Origin of the sequence: Variovorax sp. WDL1, from assembly GCF_001541225.1 — a bacterium.
GTDB lineage: Bacteria > Pseudomonadota > Gammaproteobacteria > Burkholderiales > Burkholderiaceae_C > Variovorax.
The window spans coordinates 40,814-65,786 of record NZ_LMTS01000004.1; the positions used below are offsets into that span (position 1 = coordinate 40,814).

At 68.1% G+C, this 24,973-nt stretch carries 24 protein-coding genes; 14 read left to right on the plus strand and 10 right to left on the minus strand.

What is annotated here, in order from left to right; genetic code table 11:
• The first annotated feature begins 141 nt into the window (after nt 1-141).
• From APY03_RS00270 to APY03_RS00320, 11 genes are all read left to right on the plus strand, one after another.
• A complete protein-coding gene (locus APY03_RS00270; protein ID WP_068672770.1) occupies nt 142-1,107 on the plus strand; it encodes a Bug family tripartite tricarboxylate transporter substrate binding protein in 966 nt (321 codons plus the stop codon).
• Nucleotides 1,108-1,121: 14 nt separating this feature from the next.
• The gene (locus tag APY03_RS00275) at nt 1,122-2,291 is read left to right on the plus strand and encodes a CaiB/BaiF CoA transferase family protein (protein WP_068672771.1); all 1,170 of its coding nucleotides are present in this window, start codon (nt 1,122-1,124) and stop codon (nt 2,289-2,291) included.
• Complete coding sequence (locus tag APY03_RS00280) at nt 2,288-3,010, plus strand: enoyl-CoA hydratase/isomerase family protein (protein WP_068672772.1); 723 nt, start codon at nt 2,288-2,290, stop codon at nt 3,008-3,010. Before APY03_RS00275 ends, APY03_RS00280 begins: the two co-directional genes overlap by 4 nt.
• 11 nt (nt 3,011-3,021) lie before the next feature.
• Nucleotides 3,022-3,858: a CoA transferase subunit A gene (locus APY03_RS00285; protein WP_068672773.1), complete on the plus strand. Its 837-nt coding sequence runs from the start codon at nt 3,022-3,024 to the stop codon at nt 3,856-3,858.
• Nucleotides 3,851-4,582 carry a CoA-transferase subunit beta gene (locus APY03_RS00290; RefSeq protein WP_068672775.1) on the plus strand — a complete coding sequence of 244 codons (732 nt, stop codon included), beginning with the start codon at nt 3,851-3,853 and terminating at the stop codon, nt 4,580-4,582. The genes APY03_RS00285 and APY03_RS00290 overlap by 8 nt, the downstream gene beginning before the upstream one ends.
• Entirely contained in the window at nt 4,579-6,078 is a 1,500-nt protein-coding gene (locus tag APY03_RS00295) for a class I adenylate-forming enzyme family protein (RefSeq protein WP_068672776.1), read from the plus strand. Before APY03_RS00290 ends, APY03_RS00295 begins: the two co-directional genes overlap by 4 nt.
• A gap of 121 nt (nt 6,079-6,199) precedes the next feature.
• On the plus strand, nt 6,200-6,916 hold the full coding sequence (locus APY03_RS00300; RefSeq protein WP_083944072.1) for a GntR family transcriptional regulator: 717 nt from the start codon (nt 6,200-6,202) through the stop codon (nt 6,914-6,916).
• A gap of 117 nt (nt 6,917-7,033) precedes the next feature.
• Nucleotides 7,034-8,077 (plus strand): taurine ABC transporter substrate-binding protein, encoded by a 1,044-nt coding sequence (locus tag APY03_RS00305; RefSeq protein ID WP_068672777.1) that lies wholly within the window; start codon nt 7,034-7,036, stop codon nt 8,075-8,077.
• A gap of 3 nt (nt 8,078-8,080) precedes the next feature.
• Nucleotides 8,081-8,905, plus strand: a complete 825-nt coding sequence (locus APY03_RS00310) for an ABC transporter ATP-binding protein (protein WP_068672778.1) — start codon at nt 8,081-8,083, stop codon at nt 8,903-8,905.
• On the plus strand, nt 8,902-9,714 hold the full coding sequence (locus tag APY03_RS00315) for an ABC transporter permease (RefSeq protein ID WP_068672780.1): 813 nt from the start codon (nt 8,902-8,904) through the stop codon (nt 9,712-9,714). The genes APY03_RS00310 and APY03_RS00315 overlap by 4 nt, the downstream gene beginning before the upstream one ends.
• Before the next feature lie 8 nt (nt 9,715-9,722).
• On the plus strand, nt 9,723-10,964 hold the full coding sequence (locus APY03_RS00320) for a pyridoxal phosphate-dependent decarboxylase family protein (RefSeq protein ID WP_083944073.1): 1,242 nt from the start codon (nt 9,723-9,725) through the stop codon (nt 10,962-10,964).
• A gap of 33 nt (nt 10,965-10,997) precedes the next feature.
• Here the strand turns inward: APY03_RS00320 and APY03_RS00325 are convergent, their stop codons facing one another.
• The 5 genes from APY03_RS00325 to APY03_RS00345 form a co-directional block, all read right to left on the minus strand.
• A complete protein-coding gene (locus tag APY03_RS00325; RefSeq protein ID WP_068672782.1) occupies nt 10,998-11,750 on the minus strand; it encodes an alpha/beta fold hydrolase in 753 nt (250 codons plus the stop codon).
• A 97-nt stretch (nt 11,751-11,847) separates the two neighbouring features.
• On the minus strand, nt 11,848-12,480 hold the full coding sequence (locus APY03_RS00330) for a DUF2894 domain-containing protein (RefSeq protein ID WP_068672788.1): 633 nt from the start codon (nt 12,478-12,480) through the stop codon (nt 11,848-11,850).
• Between the two features lie 46 nt (nt 12,481-12,526).
• Entirely contained in the window at nt 12,527-13,174 is a 648-nt protein-coding gene (locus APY03_RS00335; protein ID WP_068672790.1) for an OmpA family protein, read from the minus strand.
• A complete protein-coding gene (locus APY03_RS00340) occupies nt 13,174-15,264 on the minus strand; it encodes a DUF802 domain-containing protein (protein WP_068672792.1) in 2,091 nt (696 codons plus the stop codon). Before APY03_RS00340 ends, APY03_RS00335 begins: the two co-directional genes overlap by 1 nt.
• Nucleotides 15,261-15,965, minus strand: a complete 705-nt coding sequence (locus APY03_RS00345; RefSeq protein ID WP_068672793.1) for a DUF3348 domain-containing protein — start codon at nt 15,963-15,965, stop codon at nt 15,261-15,263. Before APY03_RS00345 ends, APY03_RS00340 begins: the two co-directional genes overlap by 4 nt.
• Here APY03_RS00345 and APY03_RS00350 point away from each other — a divergent pair.
• Nucleotides 15,919-16,761 (plus strand): aspartyl protease family protein, encoded by an 843-nt coding sequence (locus APY03_RS00350; RefSeq protein ID WP_162487094.1) that lies wholly within the window; start codon nt 15,919-15,921, stop codon nt 16,759-16,761. The genes APY03_RS00345 and APY03_RS00350 overlap by 47 nt on opposite strands.
• 2 nt (nt 16,762-16,763) lie before the next feature.
• Here APY03_RS00350 and APY03_RS00355 read toward each other — a convergent pair whose 3' ends face one another.
• A complete protein-coding gene (locus APY03_RS00355; RefSeq protein ID WP_068672798.1) occupies nt 16,764-17,795 on the minus strand; it encodes an isocitrate/isopropylmalate dehydrogenase family protein in 1,032 nt (343 codons plus the stop codon).
• A gap of 109 nt (nt 17,796-17,904) precedes the next feature.
• Between APY03_RS00355 and APY03_RS00360 the strand changes: the two genes are divergently transcribed.
• Nucleotides 17,905-19,065: a 3-deoxy-7-phosphoheptulonate synthase gene (locus tag APY03_RS00360; RefSeq protein ID WP_068672801.1), complete on the plus strand. Its 1,161-nt coding sequence runs from the start codon at nt 17,905-17,907 to the stop codon at nt 19,063-19,065.
• Here the strand turns inward: APY03_RS00360 and APY03_RS00365 are convergent.
• Together APY03_RS00365 and APY03_RS00370 are read right to left on the minus strand one after the other, a co-directional pair.
• Entirely contained in the window at nt 19,037-19,639 is a 603-nt protein-coding gene (locus APY03_RS00365) for an isochorismatase family protein (protein ID WP_068672803.1), read from the minus strand. The two genes, APY03_RS00360 and APY03_RS00365, sit on opposite strands and share 29 nt — an antisense overlap.
• A 143-nt stretch (nt 19,640-19,782) precedes the next feature.
• On the minus strand, nt 19,783-20,898 hold the full coding sequence (locus APY03_RS00370) for a PQQ-dependent sugar dehydrogenase (RefSeq protein WP_083944076.1): 1,116 nt from the start codon (nt 20,896-20,898) through the stop codon (nt 19,783-19,785).
• 229 nt (nt 20,899-21,127) lie between these two features.
• Between APY03_RS00370 and APY03_RS00375 the strand changes: the two genes are divergently transcribed.
• Nucleotides 21,128-21,685: a C40 family peptidase gene (locus APY03_RS00375; RefSeq protein ID WP_068672804.1), complete on the plus strand. Its 558-nt coding sequence runs from the start codon at nt 21,128-21,130 to the stop codon at nt 21,683-21,685.
• A gap of 67 nt (nt 21,686-21,752) precedes the next feature.
• Here APY03_RS00375 and lpdA read toward each other — a convergent pair whose 3' ends face one another.
• Together lpdA and aceF are read right to left on the minus strand one after the other, a co-directional pair.
• Nucleotides 21,753-23,588, minus strand: coding sequence for a dihydrolipoyl dehydrogenase (gene lpdA, locus APY03_RS00380; protein WP_068672814.1), 1,836 nt, complete (start codon nt 23,586-23,588; stop codon nt 21,753-21,755).
• A gap of 10 nt (nt 23,589-23,598) precedes the next feature.
• Nucleotides 23,599-24,973, minus strand: a 1,375-nt coding sequence (aceF, locus tag APY03_RS00385; protein ID WP_232324108.1) for a dihydrolipoyllysine-residue acetyltransferase, incomplete at its 5' end; no start/stop codon positions are given.

The following is a 24,973-nucleotide window of genomic DNA, read 5'->3' on the forward strand; positions in this document are numbered from 1 at the left end:
CTACAACGGCTGAGACGATCGCGCAGGCGGCATCGCCTTGCCCGCCTCGTTCCGGAATACGGAACGTTTGACCCGTTGCTGTGAACGGTGGGACATTCATCGCGCCGCACCCGCGATGAATTCCTTCCCACTGGAGACAACATGCAGCGACGCAACTTCCTCTGCGCGACACTCGCCACGCTGGCCACCACCCGTACTGCACTCGCACAGTCCTGGCCGGCCAAGTCGATCCGGATGATCGTTCCCTACCCGCCGGGCGGCGCCAACGACATCACGGCGCGCATCTACGGGCAGCACCTCGGCTCGGCGCTCGGCCAGCCGATCGTGATCGACAACCGGGCTGGGGCCGGCGGGGAGATCGGGGCCGAGGCAGCGGCCAAGTCCGTTGGCGACGGCTATACGCTGCTCTTCGCCGCGATCGGCACCCTGACCATCCATGCGGTCGCGGCGACGAGCAAGCCTTACGACCTCGGCACCGACCTGATGCCCGTGTCCATGGGCGCGGGGGTGCCGCTGGCCCTCGCCGTGCGCGCATCGCTGCCGGTGAAAAGCGTCAAGGAATTTCTCGACTACGCACGGGCGCAGAAGCAGCCCCTGACCTATGGGTCCGCAGGCAATGGATCGACGCAGCACATGACCGGCGAGTACTTCAAGCAGGCCGCCGGCGTCGACCTCCTGCACGTTCCCTACAAGGGCAGCGGCCCGGCCATGACGGATCTGCTGGGCGGGCAGATCGACGTGGTGTTCGAAACGCTGCCCGCGCTCAGCGCACACTACACCAACCCGAAGATCAAGATCCTTGCCGTCACCAGTGCGGCCCGCAGCAACATGCTGCCCGAGCTGATGACCTTGCGCGAGGCCGGCGTGGCGGACTTCGATGTCACCACCTACTACGGCCTGCTCGCGCCCAAGGGCACGCCGAAGGCCATCGTCGGCCAGCTGTCTGCCGCCATGCGGGACGTCGCAACCAAGCCCGAGTTGCTGGCTTCGATGAACAAGGCCGGCGCCGATGTCATCACAACCACGCCCGAGCGCATGGACGCGATGGTCAAGGGCGAGATCGAAAAATGGGGCCGTGTGCAGAAGACGGCCCAGATCAAACTTTGAAGAAAGAAGCATCCATGGCATCTGCCCCCCTCCCGTTGTCGGGCGTGCGCGTCATCGAGGTCTGCAACGTCGCCGCCGGTCCCTACTGCGGCATGCTGCTCGCCGACATGGGCGCCGACGTCGTCAAGGTCGAGAATCCGGACGGAGGCGACACGCTGCGCAGCTGGCCCCCGATCAACGAGGGCTTCAGCGAGAACTTCGCGTCCCTCAATCGCAACAAGCGATCGGTGACGCTCAACCTGAAGGAGCCGGCCGATGTGATGCTGTTGCGCCGCCTCGCGCAGGATGCCCAGGTGCTGATCGAGAACAACCGCCCCGGCGTGATGGAGCGCCTCGGCGTGGGCTACGAGAGCCTGAGCGCGCTCAACCCGGCCCTCGTCTACTGCTCGATCTCTGCCTATGGCCAGAGCGGCCCGCGCTCGCAGGAAGGCGGCTTCGACCTGACCATCCAGGCCATGAGCGGGATCATGAGCGTGACCGGAGAGCCGGACCGCCCGCCGGTGAAGTGCGGCGTGCCGCTCGCGGATTTCTCCGCCGGCCTCTATGCCGCGTTCGGCATCGTGTCGGCGCTGCGGCATGCCGAAGCGACGGGCGAGGGAACGCACCTCGACGTGCCGATGCTCGGCGCCACGCTGGGAATCGCCGCGTTGCAGACCTCGGAGTACTTCGGCAGCGGGCGCGACCCGGTCCAGCTCGGCTCCGCGCACCCGCGCAATGCACCGTACCGGGTGTTCCACTGCAAGGACGGCTACTTCGGCATGGCCGCCGGCAACAACGCGCTGTGGAAGTCCGTGTGCGACGTGATCGGGCGCGAGGACCTGCTGGCCGACGAGCGCTTCGGCTCCCCCACCCTGCGCGCCAGGCATCAGGATGTGCTGCTGGTCATCCTCGAGGACGAGTTCGCCTCCGCCGACACGGCCACCTGGCTCGCGCGCTTCCGCGACGCGGGCGTGCCTTGCGCGCCGATCAACCGCTATTCGCAGGTGCTTGCCGATCCCCAGGTGGAGCACATGGACTGGGTCCAGCCCCTGGAACTGCCCAACGGCATGCGCACGCGCACCTTTGCATCGCCGATGCGCTTTCGGGGCGAGAACCTCCCGGTCACGCGCCGCCCGCCGGCCCTGGGGGAACACAACGACGAGGTGCTGGGCGCGTTGCGCGCGGCCGCGGAGTCCGGAACATGACGGACGCGGTGGCCTTGCAGCGCGACGGCGAGGTCTGGACCTTGACGCTCGTGCGCCCGGAGAAGCGCAACGCGCTCTCGTCCCAGCTCGTCGAGGAGCTGATCGACCTCGTGCAACGCGCGCCTGCGGAGGGCGCGAAGGTGCTCGTGCTGCGCGGCGAAGGCAGGAATTTCAGCGCCGGCTTCGATTTTTCCGACGTGGAACAACAGACCGAAGGCGATCTCCTGCTGCGTTTCGTGCGCGTGGAGATGCTGCTTCAGGCGGTCGCCTCCTCGCCCTGCCTGACCGTGGCACTCGCGCACGGGCGCACCTTCGGCGCCGGCGTGGACCTCGTGGCTGCGTGCCGGCAGCGCCATGCCGCCGCTGACACCAGCTTCCGCATGCCGGGACTGAAGTTCGGCCTCGTCCTTGGGACACGCCGCTTCGGCGAGATCGTCGGGCGCGAGCATGCAGCGTCGTTGCAGGAAGAAGCCGCGACTTTCGACGCGCCGCGCGCGGTGCAACTCGGCTTCCTGCACGGCATCGCGGAGCAGGCGGACTGGCCTGCGCTCGTGGAGCAGGCCCGCACCAAGGCATCGGCGCTGCCGGCGTGGAGCCGCAATGCACTGTACGAAGTGTTGTCGACGCGCGAATCGGACAACGACCTGGCCTGGCTCGTGCGCTCCGCCGCGCGGCCGGGATTGAAGCAGCGGATCGCGGGCTACCTCCGCGCCAACTAGAAGGAACGATCATGGGCAGTGGATTCGGCGCTTCCGGCAAGCAGCTGGAATTGAAGGAACTGGTGGCGAAGGTGCCCGACGGCGCCTCGCTTGCGCTCGGCGGCAGCTTCCTGCACCGCGGGCCGTTCGCGTTCGTGCGCGAACTCATCAGGCAGGGCAAGACAGACCTGGAAATCATCAAGCAGTCGCCCGGCTATGACATCGACATCCTCTGCCGCGCCGGCGCCGTGAAGAAGGTGCGTGCGGGCATCGTGGCGATGGAAGGCAATTTCGGCCTGGCACCGTACTACCGCCGCGCCATCGAGACCGGCGCCGCGAGGCTCGAGGAGCATGCCTGTGCCAGCCTCACCGCGGGCCTGCGCGCTGCGGCCTTCGGCATTCCCTTCCAGCCCTGCGGCGGACTGCACGGCAGCGATATCCCTGCGCTGAACGGCTGGAAGTGCCTGGAAGACCCGTACGGCGCAGGGGGGCCCGTGTGGGTGGTCCCGGCGATCCGTCCGGACTTCGCGGTGCTCCACGCGAGCGAGGTCGATGCGCAGGGCAACGTGCGCGTGGCCGGCACGCACCACTGGGACCGCATCATGAGCCGCGCTGCCGGCAGCGTGCTGGTGGTGGCCGAGAAGCTGGTCGACACCGCCGTCTTCACGGACCAGCCGGAGGCGACCCTGGTACCGCACTTCATGGTCGAGGCCTTTGCGGTCGTGCCGCACGGCGCCTGGCCGGGCTCTTGCTGGCCGTCGTACGAGATCGACTATCCGGCGGTGGAGGCCTACCTGCCGCCAGGCGATGACGTGCTCGCCGCTCACATGGCGAAGGCGCCTGAAGCGACGGAGGCAAGCCATGTCTGAGTGGTCCGGCTTCTCCTTCATCGTCACGAATCTCGCACGCTTCATCCGCCCCGACGAGATCACCTTCAGCGGTGTCAACTCGACCATGCCGATGCTGGCGTGCCTGCTCGCCAGGCGCGCCTACGACTTCGACTTCACCTACATCAACGTGGCCGGCGGCGTGGACCCGGTGCCCTCCAGGATTCCACTGTCGAGCTCGGATCCCGTGCTGGCCGAGCAGTCCGCCTCCATCTTCGCGAATGAGGACTTCTACGACCTGTGCACCCGCGGCCGCATGGACCTCACCTTCCTGGGCGCCGCGCAGATCGACGGCGAGGGGTGTGCCAACAACTCCGTCATCGGCGACTGGCACCGGCCCAAGGTGCGGCTGCCGGGCGGTGGCGGAGGCGCCGTGATGCTCCCGACGGCGAAGCGCTCCTGCACCTGGCGCACCGAACATTCGAAGCGCACGCTGGTGGAGAAGCTCGACTTCCGCACGTCCTGGGGCGGGTTCCATGGCGTCGTGACGCCGATCGCCGTCTTCGTGAAGCGGGATGGGCGCCTTGCGCTGCAATCCTGGCATCCCGAAGCCAGCCTGCAGGAAGTTCGGGAGCGCACCGGATTCGAGTTCGACGCCACGGGTGCAGCACCCGCCGGGCCGCCGACGCCGCGCGAGAGCGAAGCGTTGGCATCGCTGGACCCGGCGGGACAGTTCGAACGCGATGCGGCGGTGAAGCTGCGATGAGTGACGCGGCTGCAGCGCACCTGCTGGAGGTGTTCCAGGCACGCTGGACCGATCCTTCCCGCGCCTCGTCGCTCGCGCTGAAGGACGAGCGTCGCAGCTACACGTATGCCGAGCTCCACGAGGCGGTCGGCCGCTGCGCCGGCTGGCTGCACGGCGCCGGCGTGCGCCATGGCGACCGGGTCGCGCTCGCCATGGCGCGCTCGGCCGAGCTCGCGATCTGCATCCTGGGGGTGATGGCGGCGGGCGCCTGCCCCTGTCCGCTGGAGCCGAGGCTGGGCGAGGAAGAAGCACGGCGGCGTACTCGGGTCGCTGGCATTCGCTGGATCGTCGCGGATGCGGCGAACGCCGCCGAGGGCGAGGTCGCCGGCATCCCAACCGAGCGCCGCCTCGCTTTCGAAGCGGTGCCGCGCAACGCACCCTTCTGGACCCGCGATCTCGCGCCGGAAAGCGACGGCTTCCTGCTCTTCACCTCGGGCAGCAGCGGCAAGCCGAAAGGCGTGCTGCAGAACCACCGTGGCTTGCTGACCAACGCGCTGGGCGTGATCCGCCACACCGGGCTGACGCCTGCCGACAGGCTGCTGCACATCATGCCGATGCACCACACGAACGGCGTGAACAACCAGTTGCTGGCACCGCTCGCGGCCGGCAGCGCCATCGTGCTGGCTCCCCGCTTCAAGGCGGAGCAGATGCCCGAGCTCATGGCCGCCGCGCAGCCGACGATCTTGACCGGCGTTCCGACGATGTTCGCGCGGATGCTGCCGCTGGACTTCCCGCCATCATCGCTCGCCTCGCTGCGCGTCATGCGCTGTGGGTCCGCGCCGATCACGGAAGAACTGCACCGGCGCATCGAGGCCAAGTTCGGCCTGCCGCTGGTGATTTCGTACGGCTTGTCCGAGGCGACCTGCACGTCCACCATGAATCCGCCAGAACGACGCAAGATCGGCTCCGTGGGCACCCCGCTTCAGGGCCAGTCGGCCTTCCTGCGCGGCGCGGACGGCGAACGGATCGCGAAGCCCGGCGTGGATGGAGAGATCTGCATTTCCGGGCCGAGCCTCATGACGGGCTATCTCGTGGACGGCGGGAATGGCGTTGCGCAGTCGCCGGGTGGGGAGCTGCGCACCGGCGACCTGGGGCGCTTCGACGAAGACGGCTACCTGTTCATCACCGGACGGTTGAAGGACGTCATCATCCGCGGGGGCGAGAACCTCTCGCCCCACCTGATCGAGGAAGCGATTGCGGCAGTGCCCGGGGTGGCGGCCTGCTGTGTCGTGGGGAAGGCCCACGCGGACCTCGGTGAAGTTCCCGTCGCGGTCATCGTGCGGCAGCACAGTCCCGAAGGTGCGCAGCTGGAAGGCGAAACGATCCGGTGCGCGGTGGCCGCGCGCCTGTCGCCGATCCACCAGCCGGCCGCGACGCACTTCGTCGAATCGCTGCCCGAGAACGGAACGGGCAAGGTCGACCGGCGCCTGGTGAGGGAGAGCGTGGCCGCCTTGTGACCGGTGGGGAGAGCGTCTCCCAAGGGCCGGGCGATGACACGAAGCCCCCCGCTTCCTTCCTGGCGAGGTGGGCGGAGCTGCTGAGAGTATATTCAGGCGCCCCGGCCGCTCCTGTTTCACCATGCCCAAGCTGCACACCACGTCCCGCCGCCCGCCTTCCCGCCCGGCACGGCCCGCAGGCAGCGAAGGCGCAGACACGCGCGCCGACACGCTGGCGGACCAGGCATACCAGAAGCTGCGCCATGCACTGATGACCGGCGCCCTCCTGCCCGAGCAGGTGTTGACCGTGCGCGGCATGGCCGAGGAGTTCGGAGTCAGCCTGACGCCCGTGCGCGAGGCGGTGCAGCGACTGGTCGTCGAACAGGGCCTCGAAGTGGTCAATGGCCGCATCATCCGCGTGCCGCGCCTGGGCATCGAGACCTACCGCGAGATCCTCAAGATCCGCATGGAGCTCGAATGCCTCGCAGCCAAGGAGGCGGCGCCCCGCATTGCCAACGAGGAGATCGAACGGTTGGACACCGTGATGCAGGCGCACCTCGCGGCGATCCAGGCGGGCGATGCGCACGAAACCTTGGTCAGGAACACCGATTTCCACCTTTCAATATATCGAGCGTCCGGCCAAGCCATCCTGGTCCGGATCATCGAGGGGCTGTGGCTTCGTGTGGGACCAACGCTCAACCTCCTCTTCCCCCAGTACTGCGGGAGCCTCACTGGCCACGAGACCCACCTGGTGGCCATGGACGCGCTGCGCCGCCGCGACGGCGACGCGCTCGGGCAGGCGATGCGCGACGACCTGACGCACGGCTCCCGGTACCTGATCCGGCTGCTCAAACCTTGAGATTTGCCCCTGTGCGGGTTTTGGAGTATCTTGAATATATTCAAGCGCTCTAAAGTGTTGGGCGTGCCGGCCGCAAGGCGGCTCGCTCCCCTCCGCCATCCAGGAAAGGCCGTCCGAATGAAGCTCAACCTCTCCCGCCGCGAGTTCCACCTCACGGCCGCCCACATGTTGCTCGCCTCGTCCGCGGGCAGCGCCCTCTTCGGTGCCGCAACACCCGCGTTCGCACAGTCGCGCTCGGTCAAGCTCGGCACCTTCGGGGCCATCGACGCGCAGAACTACATCCGCGCGAAGAACATGTCGGCCAAGACGTTCGGCGAAGGCGTCAGCAGCGATTTCGTGACCGTGCGGGCGGGCTCCGAGGTGATATCGGCCATGGCAGGCGGCAGCCTGGACATGTGCAACATCGGCTCCAGCCCGATGATGGTGGGCTATGCGAACGGCCTGAAGGCTTCGATGGTGTACGTCTACAAGAACATCGTCGACAGCGAGTGCCTGGTGGTGCAGGGCGGCTCCGGCATCACGAGCGTGGCCGGCCTCAAGGGCAAGAAGATCGGGCTGCCCTTCAACACCTCGGTGCATTTCGCGGCAGTGGCTGCGCTCAAGTTCGCGGGGCTGGGCCTCGGCGACGTGCAGCTCATCAACATGCGCGCCGACCAGATCGCCTCCGCCTGGCAGCGCCGCGAGATCGACGCGAGCTACATCTGGGTGCCCGTACTGCCGCGCCTGACGGACGACGGCGGCAAGATCATCTTCAAGACCGGCGACCTGAACCAGAAGAACCTGCTGATCTTCGACGGCCTGCTGGTGCGCGACGAGTTCAAGCAGAAGTCGCCGGACCTGGTGCTCGCCTTCCTCAAGGACTACGAGCAGATCGCGCGCAGCTTCAAGCAGGACCCGAAGGACGCGGTCGAGACCATGACCAGGTTTCTCAACGTCGACGAGGCCACCGTCATGCGCTCGCTCAACACCTTCTACCCCGTACCTGCCAGCGAGCAGCTCAGCAGCCGCTGGATGGGCAAACCCGGCGAGAAGGACACCGGCGTCCAGAAGACGCTGCAGACGCAGGCGCAATTCCTGCTCGAGTCCGGCCAGATCTCGGCGATGCCCAAGGACGTGGGCGGGCTTGTCGATTCGAGCTTCGTCGCCAAGATGGCCGGCTGACGAATGGCAAAGGCAGACACCGGCAAACGCTCTCCCAAGGTCCGCTTCGAACAGGTCAGCAAGCGCTTCGGCGCGGGCGCCGATGCCGTGCAAGCCCTGGAGCCGATCTCGCTGGACATCGACGAAGGCGAATTCACCTGCCTGCTGGGGCCTTCGGGTTGCGGCAAGAGCACGCTGCTCAACATCCTCGCCGGCTTCGAGCAGCCGACCACCGGCCAGGCGCTGATGGACGCCCTGCCCGTGCGCGGACCCGATCCGCGGCGCGGCGTGGTGTTCCAGCAAGGCGCGCTCTTCACCTGGATGAGCGTGCGCGACAACGTGGCCTTCGGCCCCCTGGCCACCGGCAAGACGGCGGACGAAGCGGCGCGCATCGCCGCGCAGTACCTCGAGATGGTCGGGCTCACCGGCTTTGCCAAGCGCTACCCGTACGAACTCTCCGGTGGCATGCAGCAGCGAGTGGGCATCGCCCGCGCGCTGGCCAACGACCCGGAAATCTTGCTGATGGACGAGCCCTTCGCCGCGCTCGATGCGCAGACGCGCGAACTCCTGCAGGAAGAAATCCGGCGCATCTGGCACGAGACCCGCAAGACCGTGCTGTGGATCACCCACAGCATCGACGAGGCGCTGTTCCTCGCCACACATATCGTGGTGATGTCGGCGCGACCTGGCCGCATCAAGGCGAGCTTCCGCCCGCCGTTCGCGCAAAGCGCCGATCCGGCGGTGGTTGCGAGCCCGGAATTCGCGCGCATGAAGGCCGAGATCTTCGGCCTGCTGCGCGAGGAGGCCCTGACCGCCCAGCAGCAGGAAAGCAAGGAGCACGCGCGATGAGCGCCGCGGCATCCCCGGGCGCGCGCAAGGGCCGCTCGCGCTGGATCAATCTCGGCTCCTTCGCCGTGCTGCTGCTGCTGTGGTTCCTCATCACCGCGCCGCTGTTGGAAGGCAAGCCCCTCGTGGCGCCGCTGTTCCTGCCCTCGCCGGTCTCGGTCTGGCAGAGCTTCCTGCAGCTCATGCAGAACGGCTACCAGGGCAAGACGCTTGCGCACCACGTGGGCATCAGCCTCTTCCGCTTCGGGCTGGCCTTCGTGCTCACGGTGCTGGTTGCCGTGCCGCTGGGCCTGTGGATGGGCATGAACGAGACGGTCAAGGCCGTGCTGGACCCGCCGATCGAGATCTCGCGGCCCATGCCCAAGCTCGCGCTGCTGCCGCTGCTGATCATCTGGTTCGGCATCGGCGAGGTCGCGAAGATCGTGATCATCGTGCTGGCGCTGTTCCCGATCCTCTCGATCAGCGCGATGCAGGCGGTGCGCGGCGTGGGGGTGCGCAAGGTCCAGGCCGCGATGGCGCTCGGCGCCTCGCGCAGCATGATCTTCCGCCGCGTGATCTTTCCCGCGAGCCTTCCCGGCATCTTCACCAGCATACGCGTGAGCATCGGCATCGGCGTGACGATGCTGGTGGGCGCCGAGATGATCGCTACCAACGCGGGCATCGCCTACATGGCGATGTCGGCGTCGGATTTCCTGCTCACCAACGTCGTGATCGTCGGTGCACTGATCATGGCCGTGCTGGGCTATGCGCTCGACCTGCTGGCGCGCGCGCTCGAGAACAAGGTCGTCCACTGGGGCGGCCGCGAAGGATGACGACAAGCATGCACACCCGACTCCCCGACCACGGCATCGCCTGGGACGAACTCAGGCGCCAGATGGAAGAGGCCGCCCGCCATGACGCCGACTGGCGCAACGGCCGCCTGCCGATGTTCATCCACTACGCCGGCGACGATGTGCTCGAGGTCGCCAAGAAGGCCTACCTGATGTTCTTCTCGGAGAACGGCCTGGGCCCGCGCGCCTTCGCCAGCCTCGACAAGTTCGAAAGGGAGGTCGTGGCCATGGGCCTTGGCCTCCTGCACGGCGGGCCCGACTCGCGCGGCGCGATGACCACCGGCGGCACCGAGAGCATCTTCCTTGCCGTGAAGTGCGCGCGAGACCGCGCACTGGCCTCCCGCCCCGGCACGGGAAAGCCGCAGATCCTGATGCCCCGCAGCGCGCATCCGGCCTTCGACAAGGCCGCGTACTTCCTTGGGCTGGAACCGGTGCGCACGCCATTGGGCGAAGACTTCCGCGCCGACCTGGGCGCGATGCGCGCAGCTTTCACGCCCGACACCGCGATGATCGTCGGCTCGGCGCCCGCCTTCCCGCACGGCGTGGTCGACCCCATTCCCGAGCTTGCCGCACTCGCGAGGGAACACGGCACCTGGATGCACGTGGACGCCTGCGTGGGCGGCTATTTCGCGCCGTTCGCGCGGGAACTCGGCGCCGACATCCCGGACTTCGATTTCGCCGTGGACGGCGTCACCTCGATCTCGGCCGACCTCCACAAGTACGGCTACACCGCCAAGGGCGCCTCCACGCTCTTCTTTGCCGACCCTGCTTCATTCGCGCTGATGGGCTACGCCTTCGACAACTGGCCGCGGGGCCAGTACTTCACGCACACCCTGGTGGGCACACGTGCCGGCGGCGCCATCGCCGCGGCCTGGGCCGTCATGAACTACCTGGGCAGAGACGGCTACCTGCGCGTCGCGCAGCGCGTGCTGAACATCCGGCGCGCCATGCAGTCAGGACTGGACGAACTGGGCCTGCCCACCATCGGCCGGCCGGAGCTGTCGATCTTCGCCTTCGGTTCGCCGCAGCGAGACATGGGCGCGATCGGCAACGCAATGAGCGCGCGCGGGTGGACGGTGGGCTACGTGAACGATCCACCCGGCATCCATCACATGCTCAACCTCACGCACGAACCGGTCGTGGGCCGGTATCTTTCGGACATGGCCGAGGTGCTGGCAGACCCCGCGACACAGGCCCGAGGCGGCCCCGGCGTGGTACCCGCACGGTACTGAAGCAGGCGTCCGCCGGGGACCGATTCCGACGGGTCAGGTGAAGGAAGCGACCCAGTCCCAGACCCGCTCGGGCGCCTCGACCATCACGTTGTGGCCATGCGGCCCGAGGTCCGGGGCATCCGGATCGAGCGTACGGGTCTGCTCCAGCGTCACCAGCGCGTCATCGCTACCGCGGCCGAGGTGGACTGCGCAGCGAGCCAGCGCCGTCAGTTCGGACAGCGGCGGCTTGCCGACGCCGTTGGCTCGAGGATCCATCGCGAGACACCATCCCTCTGTCTCGCGACGGACTCCCCGGGCGATGACAGGCGCCGCTGCGTCGGCGATGCCGGCAAGGCCGGAGACCTTCAGGTATCGGTCCCATGCCTCTTCTTCCGTGGAAAAGCGCTTCGCGGGCTGGGATGCCAGCGTCTCCATGCGGCGGACCTCATCGTCGCTCCACGCGACCTTGATGCCCGCGCCGAAGACCCGATGCGGCGCGACACCGAACCAGCCCGTGGCCAGGGCCAGCGCAATCACGCCGCCCAGCGAGTGGCCCAGAACCACGAGCCGGCCCGCGGGATCGACAAGCGGCAGCACGGCACGCGCCACCGATGCGGCGTACTGGCCGATGGCATAGGAATCCTGGCGATCGGACTGGCCGTGGCCGGGCAGGTCCGGGACGACCCAGCGGCCGGCCCAGCGCGCGCCGGCCGACTCGCACATGGGCGACCACACAGCCCCGCTCGCGCCCATTCCGTGCAGCATGAGGAGCAGGTCCGGGCCCTGGCCTCCTTGTTCCATGTACATGTCAACCGCCTCCAACCCATTTGATGGCCCGAGATTAACCGAGCTGCCCGCACGCCGGAACGCCGCATCGATGCACGGAGACCGGCCGATCGAACCATCAGGCCGCCTTGTTGCGTGCGCCCCTCCTCCGGCCCTCGGCCCGCGAAGCCTCCGCGGCAGCCGGCGAGGCAATGCCGGCGTTTGCCCGATCCAGCCACAGCAGGGCATCGACGTGCGACATGAACCGGTGGAGATACTCCGGCGACAGCTCGCGCATCAAGGTGAGTGCGCGGTGCACGAGCTGGTGCGAGTTGAGCGGGCCGGCGTTCTCCGGCACCGCCGCCAGCGACTGCGTAAGCCGCCGGTCGGCGCTGAGCCGGGACCAGGTGCTCCTGAAGTAGCCCAGCGTCTTCAGATCGCGAGGCGCCGCAGAGAGGCCGGCCGCGGGGTCGCCGGCCGCTGGCTCCACCGCATGCCGGGCGATGTGGTCGAGGAGGCCCGCGAGCGGTCCAGGGTCGGGCCGATCTTGCTGCTTCGCGGTGGCTGAAGGACCCGGCGCGCCTCGCACCTGCTCGACATCCTCGCCATACGCCGCCAGCAGCTGCAGCAGCTTGTCGTCCAGGATCCGCCGCGCTTCACCATGGTGGGCGGACGCGCGCCGGGCCAGCGCCTCGATGAAGCGAAAGCGCACGGGATCGAGCCGGTGCTCGCCGCGCTCGCGCCAGGCATCGAGGGTCGCGCCAGGGTCCATGCCCGAAACCTCGGACGCCGCCACGCCGCGTCCCGATGTCGCGCCGCTAGTCACGGAGCTTCACGGTTGCGCCGGATTGCCGGGGCGCCGGCGCCATTTCCACGCGCCGGTTCCTGGACCGCCCTTCTGCATCGGCATTCGACGCCACAGCCTGCTCCGAACCGAAGGCCGCGGCGAAGACCGAGGCCGATGGAATGCCCTCCTCGATCAAGGCCCGGGTCACCGTCAGCGCCCGCTGGGCGGACAGTTCCCAGTTGTCGGCGAAGCGGCGGTTGCCGTCGCGCAACTGCCGGTCGTCCGTGAAGCCGCTCACCATCAGCACTTCGTCGCGGGCCTGCAGATAAGTGGCCAGGGGCGCGCTGAGGCTCTTCAGCAGTTGCCTGCCCTCGGGTTGCAGTTCCGCGGAGCTGGAGGCGAACAGCACGCTGCCGCTGATGCCGATGCGCCCGTTGCTGAGCGTCACCCGGCCCGCCGCCAGCGGCACCGCCAAGGCCTTCTCGAGGGCCTGCAGCCGCTGCGCCTGCGCCTCGCGCTTCTTGATCTCGGCCTGCAGCTGGGTCGAGAGTTCCAGCTGCATGCCGATTGCAAACACGAGGATCAGCACGAAGGCGCCCAGCAGCGCCGACATCAGGTCGCCGAAGACTGCCCAGACCGGCACGCTCGGCTCCAGGCCGGCGTCGAGCTCCTCCCCCATCACGCTTCGCTGCCCACGGGCGCCCGGCTGGCGGCGAGCTGCTGCAGGTCCTCGACGATCTGCTTCTGCGACATGATGCTCAGGTCGATGACCTCCCTCGCCTGCGCCACGTAGTAGGCCAGTTGCTCGTCGCTGCGCGCGATGGACTTGCCGAGCGTGGCCTCGACGCGTTGCAGGTGGTTCACCAGCTTGTCGTTCGACTGGCTGAACAGCTGCACCGCCAGGCCGAAGGCCTCGCCCAGGCTCGCCACCTCGACGGCGCTGCCGGTGAGCTGGGCGGCGACCTCGGCCATCTTCCCGGCTTCCGCATCGACCCGCTCGGTGAAGCGGCTGCCGACGCGGTCCAGCAGATCAGCGGATGCGCCGACCAGCGCGTCGATGGCCGAGCGCTGCTCGGCGGAGGCATGGTTCACCGCGTCGAGCACCGTCCCCAGCGTTTCCAGGATGCGGCCGCGTTCCTCCAGCATCGCGTTGTCGCGCGCCATGCCTTCGGAGAGTTTCTGGCGCAGCTCGCCGATGACTTCGGCCGCGGCGCGCGGGGCTTCCGAGGCGGCTTGCACGAGCCGCGTGATCTCGGCGATCGTGCGGCTCGCCTGTGCTTCGGTCCGCTCGGAGATGTCGCGGGCAGTCTCTGCCAGGGTCGTGCAGATCGCCTGCTGCCGGCCTTCGGCGCGGGCGCCTGCCTGCTGCCATTCCTGCTGCAGCGACACGGCCATGGCCTGAAGCGCGTCCGTCCAGGCGGCCAGGCGTTGCTCGTCGCGCGAGGCGACTTCCGCCTGCAGCGCCACATGCGCCTGGTCCACCGTACGCAGCAGCGAAGCCGAGTGGTGTTCGAAGGTGGCCGCGGCCGCCGTCAAGGCCTGCTGTGTGTCGCCCGACAGCCGCTCGCTGGCGCGCGCCTGCTGCGCGAGCGCATCGCGCCAGCTGTCCGATACGCTGCCGACCGTGGCCTCGAGCCGGGCGGACACATCCTCCACCAGGGAGGCCGAACGCCGCTCGAAGGTCTGCGCGAACTGGTCGAAAGTACCGCGCAGATCCTGGGACAGCGCCTCGCTGTCGCGGCGATGCCCGGCGAGTGCATCCTGCCAGAGCTGGGTCATGGTGGTGGTGGTGGCCTCCAGCCGGGTCGACAGGCCGTCCAGCTGCCGCTGCACGCCGAGCTCGATGGTGCCGTGCAGTGCGGCCGCCTCGCGCGCGATACCAGCCATGGCTGCTTCGACGACGGGTTGGAAGGTGGCGCCGGCGACGCGGGCGCTTTCGGTGAGGCTCTCGTTCAGGGAACGGCCGACTGAAGCAGCAAGCTCGGTGTACGCGGCCTCGGCCTTGCCATGGAAGCTCTCCTGGCTGGAGATCAGGCGCTCATTCAGGGAATGGCTCTGCCGCTCCATCATCGTCATCATGGCCTGCAGCCGTTCGACCAGTTCGGGCATCCCCTGGACCTGTTGCTGCAGCAACTTGACGGACTCCTCGCGCTGATGGGCCCGCGACCAGGGGCGCAAGGAGGTCGCGATCCTCGTGTCGAGCATCTGTCCGGCCTGCAGGCGCTCGCGCCGGTACAGGGCGGAGGCAAGGCCCAGCATCGCGGACGCGGCCACGCCCGCCACCGAGGTGCCGAAGGCCAGCCCCAGCCCCTTCACCGGAGCGGACAGGGAAGAGCGGATGGCCTGCAGGTCGCTCGCGCCCTCCAGCGCTGCGCCGGTGCCGTTCAGCGTGACGACCATGCCCAGGAACGTGCCCAGCATGCCCAGCAGCACCAGCAGCCCGGCGAGGTATGGTGTCAGGGCCGGGCCGGGCAGGCCCACGCGCTCGCCCTCGATGCGCAGGCGCACCGCGTTGCGCAGGGAAGGATGCAACTGCTCGAGCCATGGGCCCAGGCTTGGCGGCGAATCGGGCAGGTCTGCCACGGCCCGCTCCAGGGTGGACGTGGCCTGCTGGAAGCGGTGCAGTTCCAACGCGCCCAGCAGGTAGAACGCGCCGACGAGCACGGTGATCGCCAGCGCCAGCGGACTCGAGCCGATGTACCCGGCGCCGACCCAGCACACGGCGGCCAGCCCCACGAAAAAAACGAAGTAATGAAGTGATCTGTTCATGAGCTCTTGCGAAGGGCTTCGAGCAGCCCTTCGACCGGTTCCAATCGAATATCCAGTTCGGCGAGCAGCACGGCTTGCATGTCCTTGCGGAACACGTCCTGCCACGCCGCCTGCGGCGCCCCGCCTTCGGGCTCGTCAGGCACCGCCTGGTGCGCCTGCCGCAACCGCCTGAAATGCTTCTCCAGCAGCCCTGGCACCGTCGAGAGCAACCTGTACTCCTGCGCGCCCAGGGCTTGCTCCATCACGGCATCCACGGCCGCAAGCTGCGCCATGGCCGGCGACCGGGCCGCCAGGCTCGCCCGCAGGCGCTCGCGCAAGGGGCCGATGGCCATTTCCATCGTCTGTTGCCTGGCGAGGTAGCGCCTGCGGTAAGGCGCGAAGTCGGCAGCCGTGTCCGGGTGTTCCTTTTCGGCGGCCAGCAGGACGCTGTCGTCGGCAATGGCCTTCGCCAGCACGCCGCGCAGGCGGATGCATTCGTCTTCCTCGCCGCTGCCCCGGCCGACGCGCGCGCCCGCCGGCACCGCTGGCGGGCTGGCGTTCAACGCCCCGGACAGCGAGATGGCATCGGCCCAGCCGAGCCACTGGCTCAATCGATCGGCGAACGCGTGCCTGGGCTCGGGAACGTCGATGTCGGTCAGTCGAGCGAGCAAGCGAATGAGCGCCGAGCCGGTAAAACCTGTGCGCCTTGACACTTGCACCATACCGCCGGTGAAAAACCGCGCAGTCTACACCGGCCACCCCGCCGAGCCGGACCTGGAGGCGCCGCGGGGCGCCATCGATCGGCTCGGCCAGACCGTTCGGCCGGCGTCGAATTTGGATGACACCGCGTCGGCCGCGACGAGCGCATTGTCGAGTTTCCGTTCATTCCCGCGAGGTGAAGCCATGCCGAAGCACCCTGGATCCGGAAAAGCGCTGCGCCGCGTTGGCGCGCAGATGGCGATGGCCGTTGGCGCCCTGACCGTGCTGCCGGCCGCGGCGGAGCCCATCTTCAAGTGCGGGAAGACCTACACCAACGTACCGGGCGATGCCCGCGCCGCAAAGGCGCGCTCCGGCGACTGCGTGCTGGTCGAGACCAGTGGCCAGCCCAAGGGAAAGAGCGAGAACATCTCACTCGATGGATCGAGGTCGATCACCGTTCCGATCGGGCAGGACGGCCGGTTCTGGATCCGCGGCACGGTCAACGGCTTCCCGGTCCAGTTCGCGATCGACCGCGCCGCGACGGTCAATGCAGGCGTCGCCGTGAGCGAGGACTTCGCGGCCCGGGCGAACCTGATCGGCGGTACCCCGGCCTATATCCAGACCGCCGGAGCCGGCACGGACGCGCGCCGCATCGAGCGCGTGCCCCTGACCTTCGGGCCCTTCCGGGTGCCGCAGGCGACCGTCGTGGTCGGCCAGCGCCTCGGTAGCAAGTCGGCGGACGCCATGCTCGGGCCGGAACTGCTTTCGCTCTTCGACGTGACGGCCAACGATCGCGAGCTGACGATCGTCGGCAAGTAGGGTCACCCGCCGGCGATCCGGCTCACCAGTGCCTTGGTGAAGGCCGCAGTCCCGGCGCTGCCGCCCAGGTCGCCGGTGCGCACCTTGTCGATGTTCAGGGTCTCGTCGATGGCCTTGCGCAGGCGCATCGCCAGGTCCGGCAGCCGGCAGTGGTCGAGCATCAATGCGGCCGCCAGCAGCACCGCGGTCGGATTGGCGATGCCCTTGCCGGCGATGTCCGGTGCGGAGCCGTGCACGGCCTCGAAGATGGCCGTTTCAGCGCCGATGTTGGCGCCGGGCGCCATGCCCAGGCCGCCGACCAGCCCCGCGACCAGGTCGGACAGGATGTCGCCGAAGAGGTTGGTCGTGACCAGCATGTCGAACTGCCAGGGGTTGAGCACCAGCTTCATCGCGCAGGCGTCGATGATGACGGTGTCCAGTTCGAACTTGCCCTTGTACTTGCGCTCGTACAGGTCGAGGCCGGTCTCCAGGAAGATGCCGGTGAGCGCCTTCATGATGTTGGCCTTGTGCACGATGGTGACCTTCTTGCGGCCGGTCGCGACTGCCGTCTCGAAGGCGAACTCCAAAAGGCGGCGGCTGCCCTGGCGCGTATTGATGCCGGTGGCCATCGCCACCGCGTGGGGATCGCCGTCGATGGGCACGTAGTGCTCGTGGCCGATGTACAGGCCCTCGAGGTTCTCGCGGACGACCACGAGGTCGATGTTGTCGAAGCGGCCGCCGGGGATGATGGTGCGGGCCGGACGCAGGTTGGCGTAGAGCTCGAACTCCTCGCGCAGGCGCACGTTGGAAGACCGGTAGCCGCCGCCGGATGGGGTTTCCAGCGGCCCCTTGAGCGCGAGGTGGGTGCGGCGGATGCTGTCGAGCGTGGCCGCAGGAAGCGGGTCGCCCGCCTGCTGCACGCCTGCGAGTCCGGCAACCTGGCGATCCCACTCGAAGGGCGCCTTCAGGGCGTCGAGGGCGGCGAGCGTCGCATCGACGATCTCGGGGCCGATGCCGTCCCCGGCGATCAAGGTTGCGGGAATGACATCGGACATGGGGCGACTCCAGGAAGTGGGAATGCGCTCGACGAGAGCGCCGCGAACGGCACGATTATGAGCGGACAATCCGGGGCTCTTTACTTTCGAGCGAGACGCCGCCAGCCCCATGACCCGACTTGACGACCCCCTCCACGACGCCGAGATCGGCTCCCGCGACAGCACGCTCGATACCACCCGCATCGACGATGTGCGCATCGGTGCCGTCCGCCCGTTGATCACGCCTGCACTGCTGCAGGAGCGCGTGCCGGTGCGCGACAACACGCTGGCGCTGGTGGAGGCCAGCCGAGCCGCGATTGCCGACGTGCTGCACGGTCGCGACGACCGGCTCGTGGTGGTCGTCGGGCCCTGCTCGATCCACGACCACGAGCAGGCGCTCGAATACGGCCACCGCCTGAAGGCCGTGGCCGACGAGCTGCACGACGACCTGCTGATCGTGATGCGGACCTACTTCGAGAAGCCGCGCACCACCGTGGGCTGGAAGGGCTATATCAACGACCCGCACCTGGACGGCAGCTTCGCGATCAACGAAGGGCTCGAGCGCGCGCGGCGCCTGCTCCTGGCGCTGACGACAATGGGCCTGCCGACCGGCACGGAGTTCCTCGACCTGTTGAGCCCGCAGTTCATCGCCGACCTGATCGCCTGGGGTGCCATCGGCGCTCGGACCACCGAGAGCCAGAGCCACCGCCAGCTGGCCTCGGGGCTGAGCTGCCCGGTGGGCTTCAAGAACGGCACCGATGGCAGCATCAAGGTCGCGGCCGACGCGATCCTCGCCGCACGGGCGCCGCACGCCTTCATGGGCATGACGAAGATGGGGATGGCCGCCATCTTCGAGACCCGCGGCAACGACGACTGCCACGTCATCCTGCGAGGCGGCAAGACCCCCAACTACGCAGCCGCCGATGTGGCAGCGACCTGCGAGGCCCTGCGCGGGCTCGGCCTGCGCGAACAGGTGATGATCGACGTCTCGCACGGCAACAGCAGCAAGCAGCACCGGCGCCAGATCGACGTCGCCGACGAGGTGGCCGGGCAGATCGCGGGCGGCGAACATCGCGTTGCCGGCGTGATGATCGAAAGCCACCTGGAGGAAGGCCGGCAGGACCTGGTGCCCGGCGTGCCGCTGAAGCACGGGATGTCGATCACCGATGCGTGCATCGGCTTCTCGCAGACCGTGCCGGTCTTGCAGGGGCTTGCCGCGGCGGTGCGGTCGCGGCGGCAGGTCCGGGCTCGGATCGGCAGAACTAACGAACCAGCGCCAGCACGTCCTTGAAGCGCGGGTGCTCGGCGGAGCGCACCCACTCGAAGCCGACCATCTCGGTGGTCACCAGTTCGGCGCCGGCGCCGGCCAGGCGATCGAAAGCCGCATCGCGGTTGCGCTCGGTGCGCGAGCCGCAGGCGTCGGTCACGACCCACACCTCGAACTCGTCCTCGAGCAGGTCCAGGGCAGTCTGGAGCAGGCACACATGGGCCTCGCAGCCGGCGATCACGACCGTGTTGCGCTCCTCGGCGGGCTGCTGAGCCTTCTGCAGATGCCTGGGCAGACTGCGTGCATTCCCCTGGGGCGCCTTGGCGGGCGCACGCAGCCAGTCGGCCAGGCCCTCCTCCACGGCGCTGAAATGCATCTTGGGCAAGGTGCGCTGGCACAGGGCACGCAGCTCGGCAACGTTCTCGCCCAGCTTCGACGGGTTCTCCTCGGTGCCGAAGACCGGGACCTCCAGGAGGTGCGCCATGCGGCCGAGCCGCACCGCATTCGCGAGCACGGCCGGCCCCTCCAGGATGGCGGGCATCAGGCGCTGCTGGTAGTCGACCAGGACCAGTTGGGATTGCGAGGCGTCGAGCAGCATGGGAAGCGGGTCTTTCGGGAAAGCGGGATCGGGCAGCCCCAGACCGTACCACCGAACCGGCCCGGCCCGGTCTCGCGCGCGTACTTCGCCGGCTGTCGCGGCAGGCCGGGGCAGACGCCTGCGCCGCGGGTTGCCGAACGGATTCAGTCAGGCAGCAGGCGGATGAGCTTGCCGTCGGATTGGTCGGTCAGCACGTAGAGCAGGCCGTCAGGCCCCTGCTTGACGTCCCGGATGCGGGCTCGGCCCTCCAGCAGGCGCTGCTCCGCGACGACCTTGCCGTCGCGCAGCTCGATGCGATCGAGGTAGCCGAACTTGAGCGAGCCCACGAACAGGTTGCCCTTCCAGGCAGCGCCATAGCGGTCGCTGGTGAGGAAGGCCATGCCCGAGGGCGCGATCGAGGGCACCCAGTAGTGAAGCGGCTGCTCCATGCCTTCCTTGCGCGTGATGCCCTCCCCGATCTTGCCGCCGCCGTAGTTCTCGCCGTAGGTGATCACCGGCCAGCCGTAGTTGCGGCCGGGCGCGGGGACGTTGATCTCGTCGCCGCCCTGGGGACCGTGCTCGTGCATCCAAAGCTTGCCGTCAGGCGCCAGCGTCGCACCCTGGCCGTTGCGGTGCCCGTAGCTCCATATCTCGGGCAATGCGCCGGAGCGGCCGACAAACGGGTTGTCCGCGGGCGCCGTACCGTCCTTGGAAATGCGCACCAGCTTGCCGATGTGGTTGTCGAGCGCCTGGGCATCGTCCTTGCGGCTGAAGCGATCGCCGAGGGTCAGGAACAGGGTGCCGTCCCTCGCCTCGACGATGCGGCAGCCGAAGTGGGCGCGGCTGGCGACCTTGGGGCGCTGGCTGAAGATGATGCGCAGGTGGTCGAGGCGGCTGCTGTCGGCGGAGAGCTGCGCTCGCGCCAGCGCCGTGCCATTCGTAGAGCCGCCTGCCTCGGGCTCCGAGAAGCAGAAGTAAAGCGTCCGGTTCTTGTCGAAGTCCGAATCCGCCATGACGTCCAGCAAGCCGCCCTGCCCACCGGCGGCCACCGGCGGCACCCCGCCCAGCGGCGCACCCAGCTTGCCGTCCGCGCCAATCACCCGCATGCGGCCTGCCTTTTCGGTCACGAGAAAACGGCCACCCGGAAGAAAGGCGATGCCCCAGGGGTTCTCCAAGCCCGAAGCGACCACCTCCGGCCGTGGTGCCGCCCCCGCGGCAGTGCAGGCGGCAGCCAGAAGACCGGCAGCAAGAACCCTGGTTCGCAGGGACGGTGAATGCATGAAGAGCCCTTTCAAACAACAAGGCAGTAGAAAAAATTCGTACTGCGGCTGGCGGTCAATTCAAAACTTTTGGATTACAGCCTTGGAAATCCTTATCCCTCATAACCTGAACTTTACAAATCCCGCAATTGCCTGTTTTTAAAAACCGAGTTGGGACAACGACTTACATGCATAATCATGACTTCGCATGAAATTGACACCGCTTTTTGTCGTCCATATCCTACGCGCCATGCGATTTTTTATCCTACCCGCCTGCCTCCTGATTGCGTTCGCCGCGCATGCCGCGCCGCACCAGGACCAGCCCGAAGAGCTGGATGTTATGTTGGCCGAGAAGAGCATGATCGGTCAGTTCCAGCAGGTCAGGCAGACGGTGGTGGCGCGCACGTCCGACCTCGTTGTAACGGCCATCGGGTTTCTCGGCGTCCCCTACCGCCGCGGCGGCAACACGGCGGAAACAGGCTTCGACTGCAGCGGCTTCGTCCGCGCCATGTACAACCAGACGGTGGGCCACCTGCTGCCGCGCCGCGCCGAAGAGCAGGCCGCCGCCACCCAGAAAATCGACCGCAACGACCTGAAGCCGGGCGACCTGGTGTTCTTCAACACCATGCGCCGCGCTTTCAGCCACGTCGGAATCTATGTCGGCGACGGCAAGTTCATCCACGCGCCCCGGACCGGCGCCGAAGTGCGGGTCGAGAGCATGAACGGCAGCTATTGGCAACGCCGATTCAACGGCGCCCGCCGCGTGCTGGCCACACAGGACGAGGTCAAGGCCGGCAGCGGCGACTGAGCGCTTCCAGCGTTCATGAAAAAACCCGCCACCGGCGGGTTTTCTTGTTGCCGTCTCGCGGGCGCTGCTAGGTGCTGCGCTTGACCGGCGGCAGGTCGGTGCAGCTGCCGTGCGCCGCTTCGGCGGCCAGGCCGATGCTTTCGCCGAGCGTCGGGTGCGGATGGATCGTCTTGCCGATGTCGACGGCATCGGCGCCCATCTCGATCGCCAGGGCGATCTCCCCGATCATGTCGCCCGCATGGGTGCCGACGATGCCGCCGCCCACGATCCGGTGCGATTCCTGGTCGAACAGCAGCTTGGTGAAGCCTTCGTCGCGGCCGTTGGCGATGGCACGGCCCGAGGCGGTCCAGGGGAACAGGCCCTTCTCGACCTTCACGCCCTCGGCCTTGGCCTGGTCCTCCGTAAGCCCGACCCAGGCAACCTCGGGATCGGTGTAGGCCACGCTCGGGATCACCCGGGCGTTGAAGGCGGCGCTTGCGAGTTCCTTGTCGCCCTTCTGCTCGCCGGCGATCACCTCTGCCGCCACATGAGCCTCGTGCACCGCCTTGTGCTCCAGCATGGGCTGGCCCACGATGTCGCCGACGGCGAAGATGTGGGGGACGTTGGTGCGCATCTGGATGTCGACGGTGATGAAGCCGCGATCGCTGACGGCCACGCCGGCCTTCTCGGCGCCGATCTTCTTGCCGTTGGGGCTGCGGCCCACGGCCTGGAGCACCAGGTCGTAGACCTGCGGATCCTTCGGCGCCTGCTCGCCTTCGAACATCACGCGGATGCCGTCCTTGGTCGCCTCGGCACCGACCGTCCTGGTCTTGAGCATGATGTTGTCGAAGCGCGGCGCATTGAGCTTCTGCCAGACCTTGACCAGGTCTCGGTCGGCGCCGGTCATCAGCCCGTCGAGCATCTCGACCACGTCGAGCCGCGCGCCCAGCGTGGAGTAGACCGAGCCCATTTCGAGGCCGATGATCCCGCCGCCCAGGATCAGCATGCGCTTGGGCTCGAAGCCAAGTTCCAGCGCGCCGGTGGAGTCGACGATCCGCGGGTCCTTGGGCATGAAGGGCAGGTGCACCGCCTGCGAGCCCGCCGCGATGATGCAGTGGCGGAACTTGACGGTCTTGGCGCTGCCGCTCGCGTCCTTGCCGTCGCCGGAGGTTTCCTGCACCTTGACGTGGTACGGATCGATGAACTCGCCGATGCCGCGCACGGTGGTCACCTTGCGCATCTTGGCCATCGCTGCGAGGCCGCCGGTGAGCTTGCCGACCACCTTGTTCTTGCGTGCCAGCAGCTTGGCGCGGTCGATGACCGGCTCGTTGTAGGCGACGCCGAAGTCGGCGAAATGCTTGACCTCGTCGATCACCGCCGCGACGTGCAGCAGCGCCTTCGAAGGAATGCAGCCGACGTTGAGGCAGACGCCGCCGAGGGTCGCATAGCGCTCGACCAGCACCACCTTGAGCCCGAGGTCCGCCGCGCGGAAGGCGGCCGAATAGCCGCCGGGACCGGCACCGAGCACCAGCAGATCGCATTCGAGGTCGACCGCGCCGGTGTAGCTGCCGGCAGGTGCCGGGGCCTGCGCGGGCGCCGCGGGCTTGGGCGCCGATGCGGCCGGTGCAGTGGCAGGCGCCGATGCAGGCGCGACGGGGGCGGGTGCCGCCGCGGCAACGCCGGCTTCGGCCGCATCCACCGTCAGCACGACCGAGCCTTCGCTCACCTTGTCGCCCACCTTCACTGCCACCGACTTGACGACGCCGGCATGCGAAGAAGGGATCTCCATCGACGCCTTGTCGGACTCGACGGTGATCAGAGACTGCTCGACCTTGACGGTGTCGCCCGGCTTGACGAGCACCTCGATGACCGCGACCTCCGCGAAATCGCCGATGTCCGGGACCTTGACTTGCACTTCGCTCATGGTCGGTACCTCAGAGAAGGACACGGCGGAAGTCCGCGAGGACCTGACCGAGGTAGGCGTTGAAGCGCGCCGCCGAGGCGCCGTCGATCACGCGGTGGTCGTAGGACAGTGACAGCGGCAGGGTCAGCCGCGGCACGAACTGCTTGCCGTCCCACACGGGCTTCATCGCGCTCTTGGACAGGCCCAGGATCGCGACCTCCGGCGCGTTGATGATCGGCGTGAAATGCGTGCCGCCGATGCCGCCCAGCGAGCTGATGGAGAAGCACCCGCCCGTCATGTCGGCCGAGCCCAGCTTGCCGTCGCGCGCCTTCTTGGCGAGCTCGCCCATCTCCTGGCTGATCTGCAGCACGCCCTTCTTGTCGGCGTCCTTGAGCACCGGAACGACCAGCCCGTTGGGCGTGTCGGCGGCGAAGCCGATGTGGAAGTACTGCTTGTAGACGAGCTGGTCGCCGTCGAGGCTGGTGTTGAACTCGGGGAACTTCTTCAGCGCCGAGACCACGGCCTTGATCACGAAGGCCAGCATGGTCACCTTGACGCCGGACTTCTCGTTCTCCTTGTTGGTCGAGACGCGGAAGGCCTCCAGCTCGGTAATGTCCGCCTCGTCGTTGTTGGTGACGTGCGGGATCATGACCCAGTTGCGGTGCAGGTTGGCGCCGCTGAGCTTCTTGATGCGCGACAGGTCCTTGCGCTCGACCTGGCCGAACTTGGTGAAGTCGACCTTGGGCCAGGGCAGCAGGCCCAGCGCTTCGCCGCCGCCCGCCGGCGCCTTGGCGCCTGCGGCCTTGGTGCTGGCCGCGCCGCTCATCACCGCACGGGTGAAGTTCTGCACGTCCTCCTGCGTGATGCGGCCCTTGAGGCCACTGCCCTTGACCTCCTCGAGCGGCACGCCGAGCTCGCGAGCGAACTTGCGCACCGAAGGGGAAGCATGGGGAAGCTTGCCGCTGGGCGCCACGGTCGGGTCGTGCGCGGGGGCAGGTGCCGGGGCGGGCGAAGAGGCCTGTGCCGTGGAAGCTGCCGCGGCCGGCGCGCTCGCCGGTGCGGGCGCCGATTCCGGCGCTGGCGCTGCGGGCGCGGCGCCGCCCCCGGAACCTTCGAGGATGGCGACCAGATCACCCACATTGACCTTGTCGCCGACCTTGACCTTGAGCTCCTTCAGCACGCCGGCCGCCGACGAGGGGATCTCCATCGACGCTTTGTCCGACTCGACCGTGATGAGCGACTGTTCCACCTTGATCGTGTCCCCCGGCTTCACCAGCACCTCGATGACGGCGACGTCCTTGAAGTCGCCGATGTCTGGCACCTTGACCTCCACCGGTCCCGCCGCTGCGGGAGCAGCCGCCGCAGGCGTTGGCGCGGCGGCAGCGGGAGCCGGTGCTGCTGCCGGG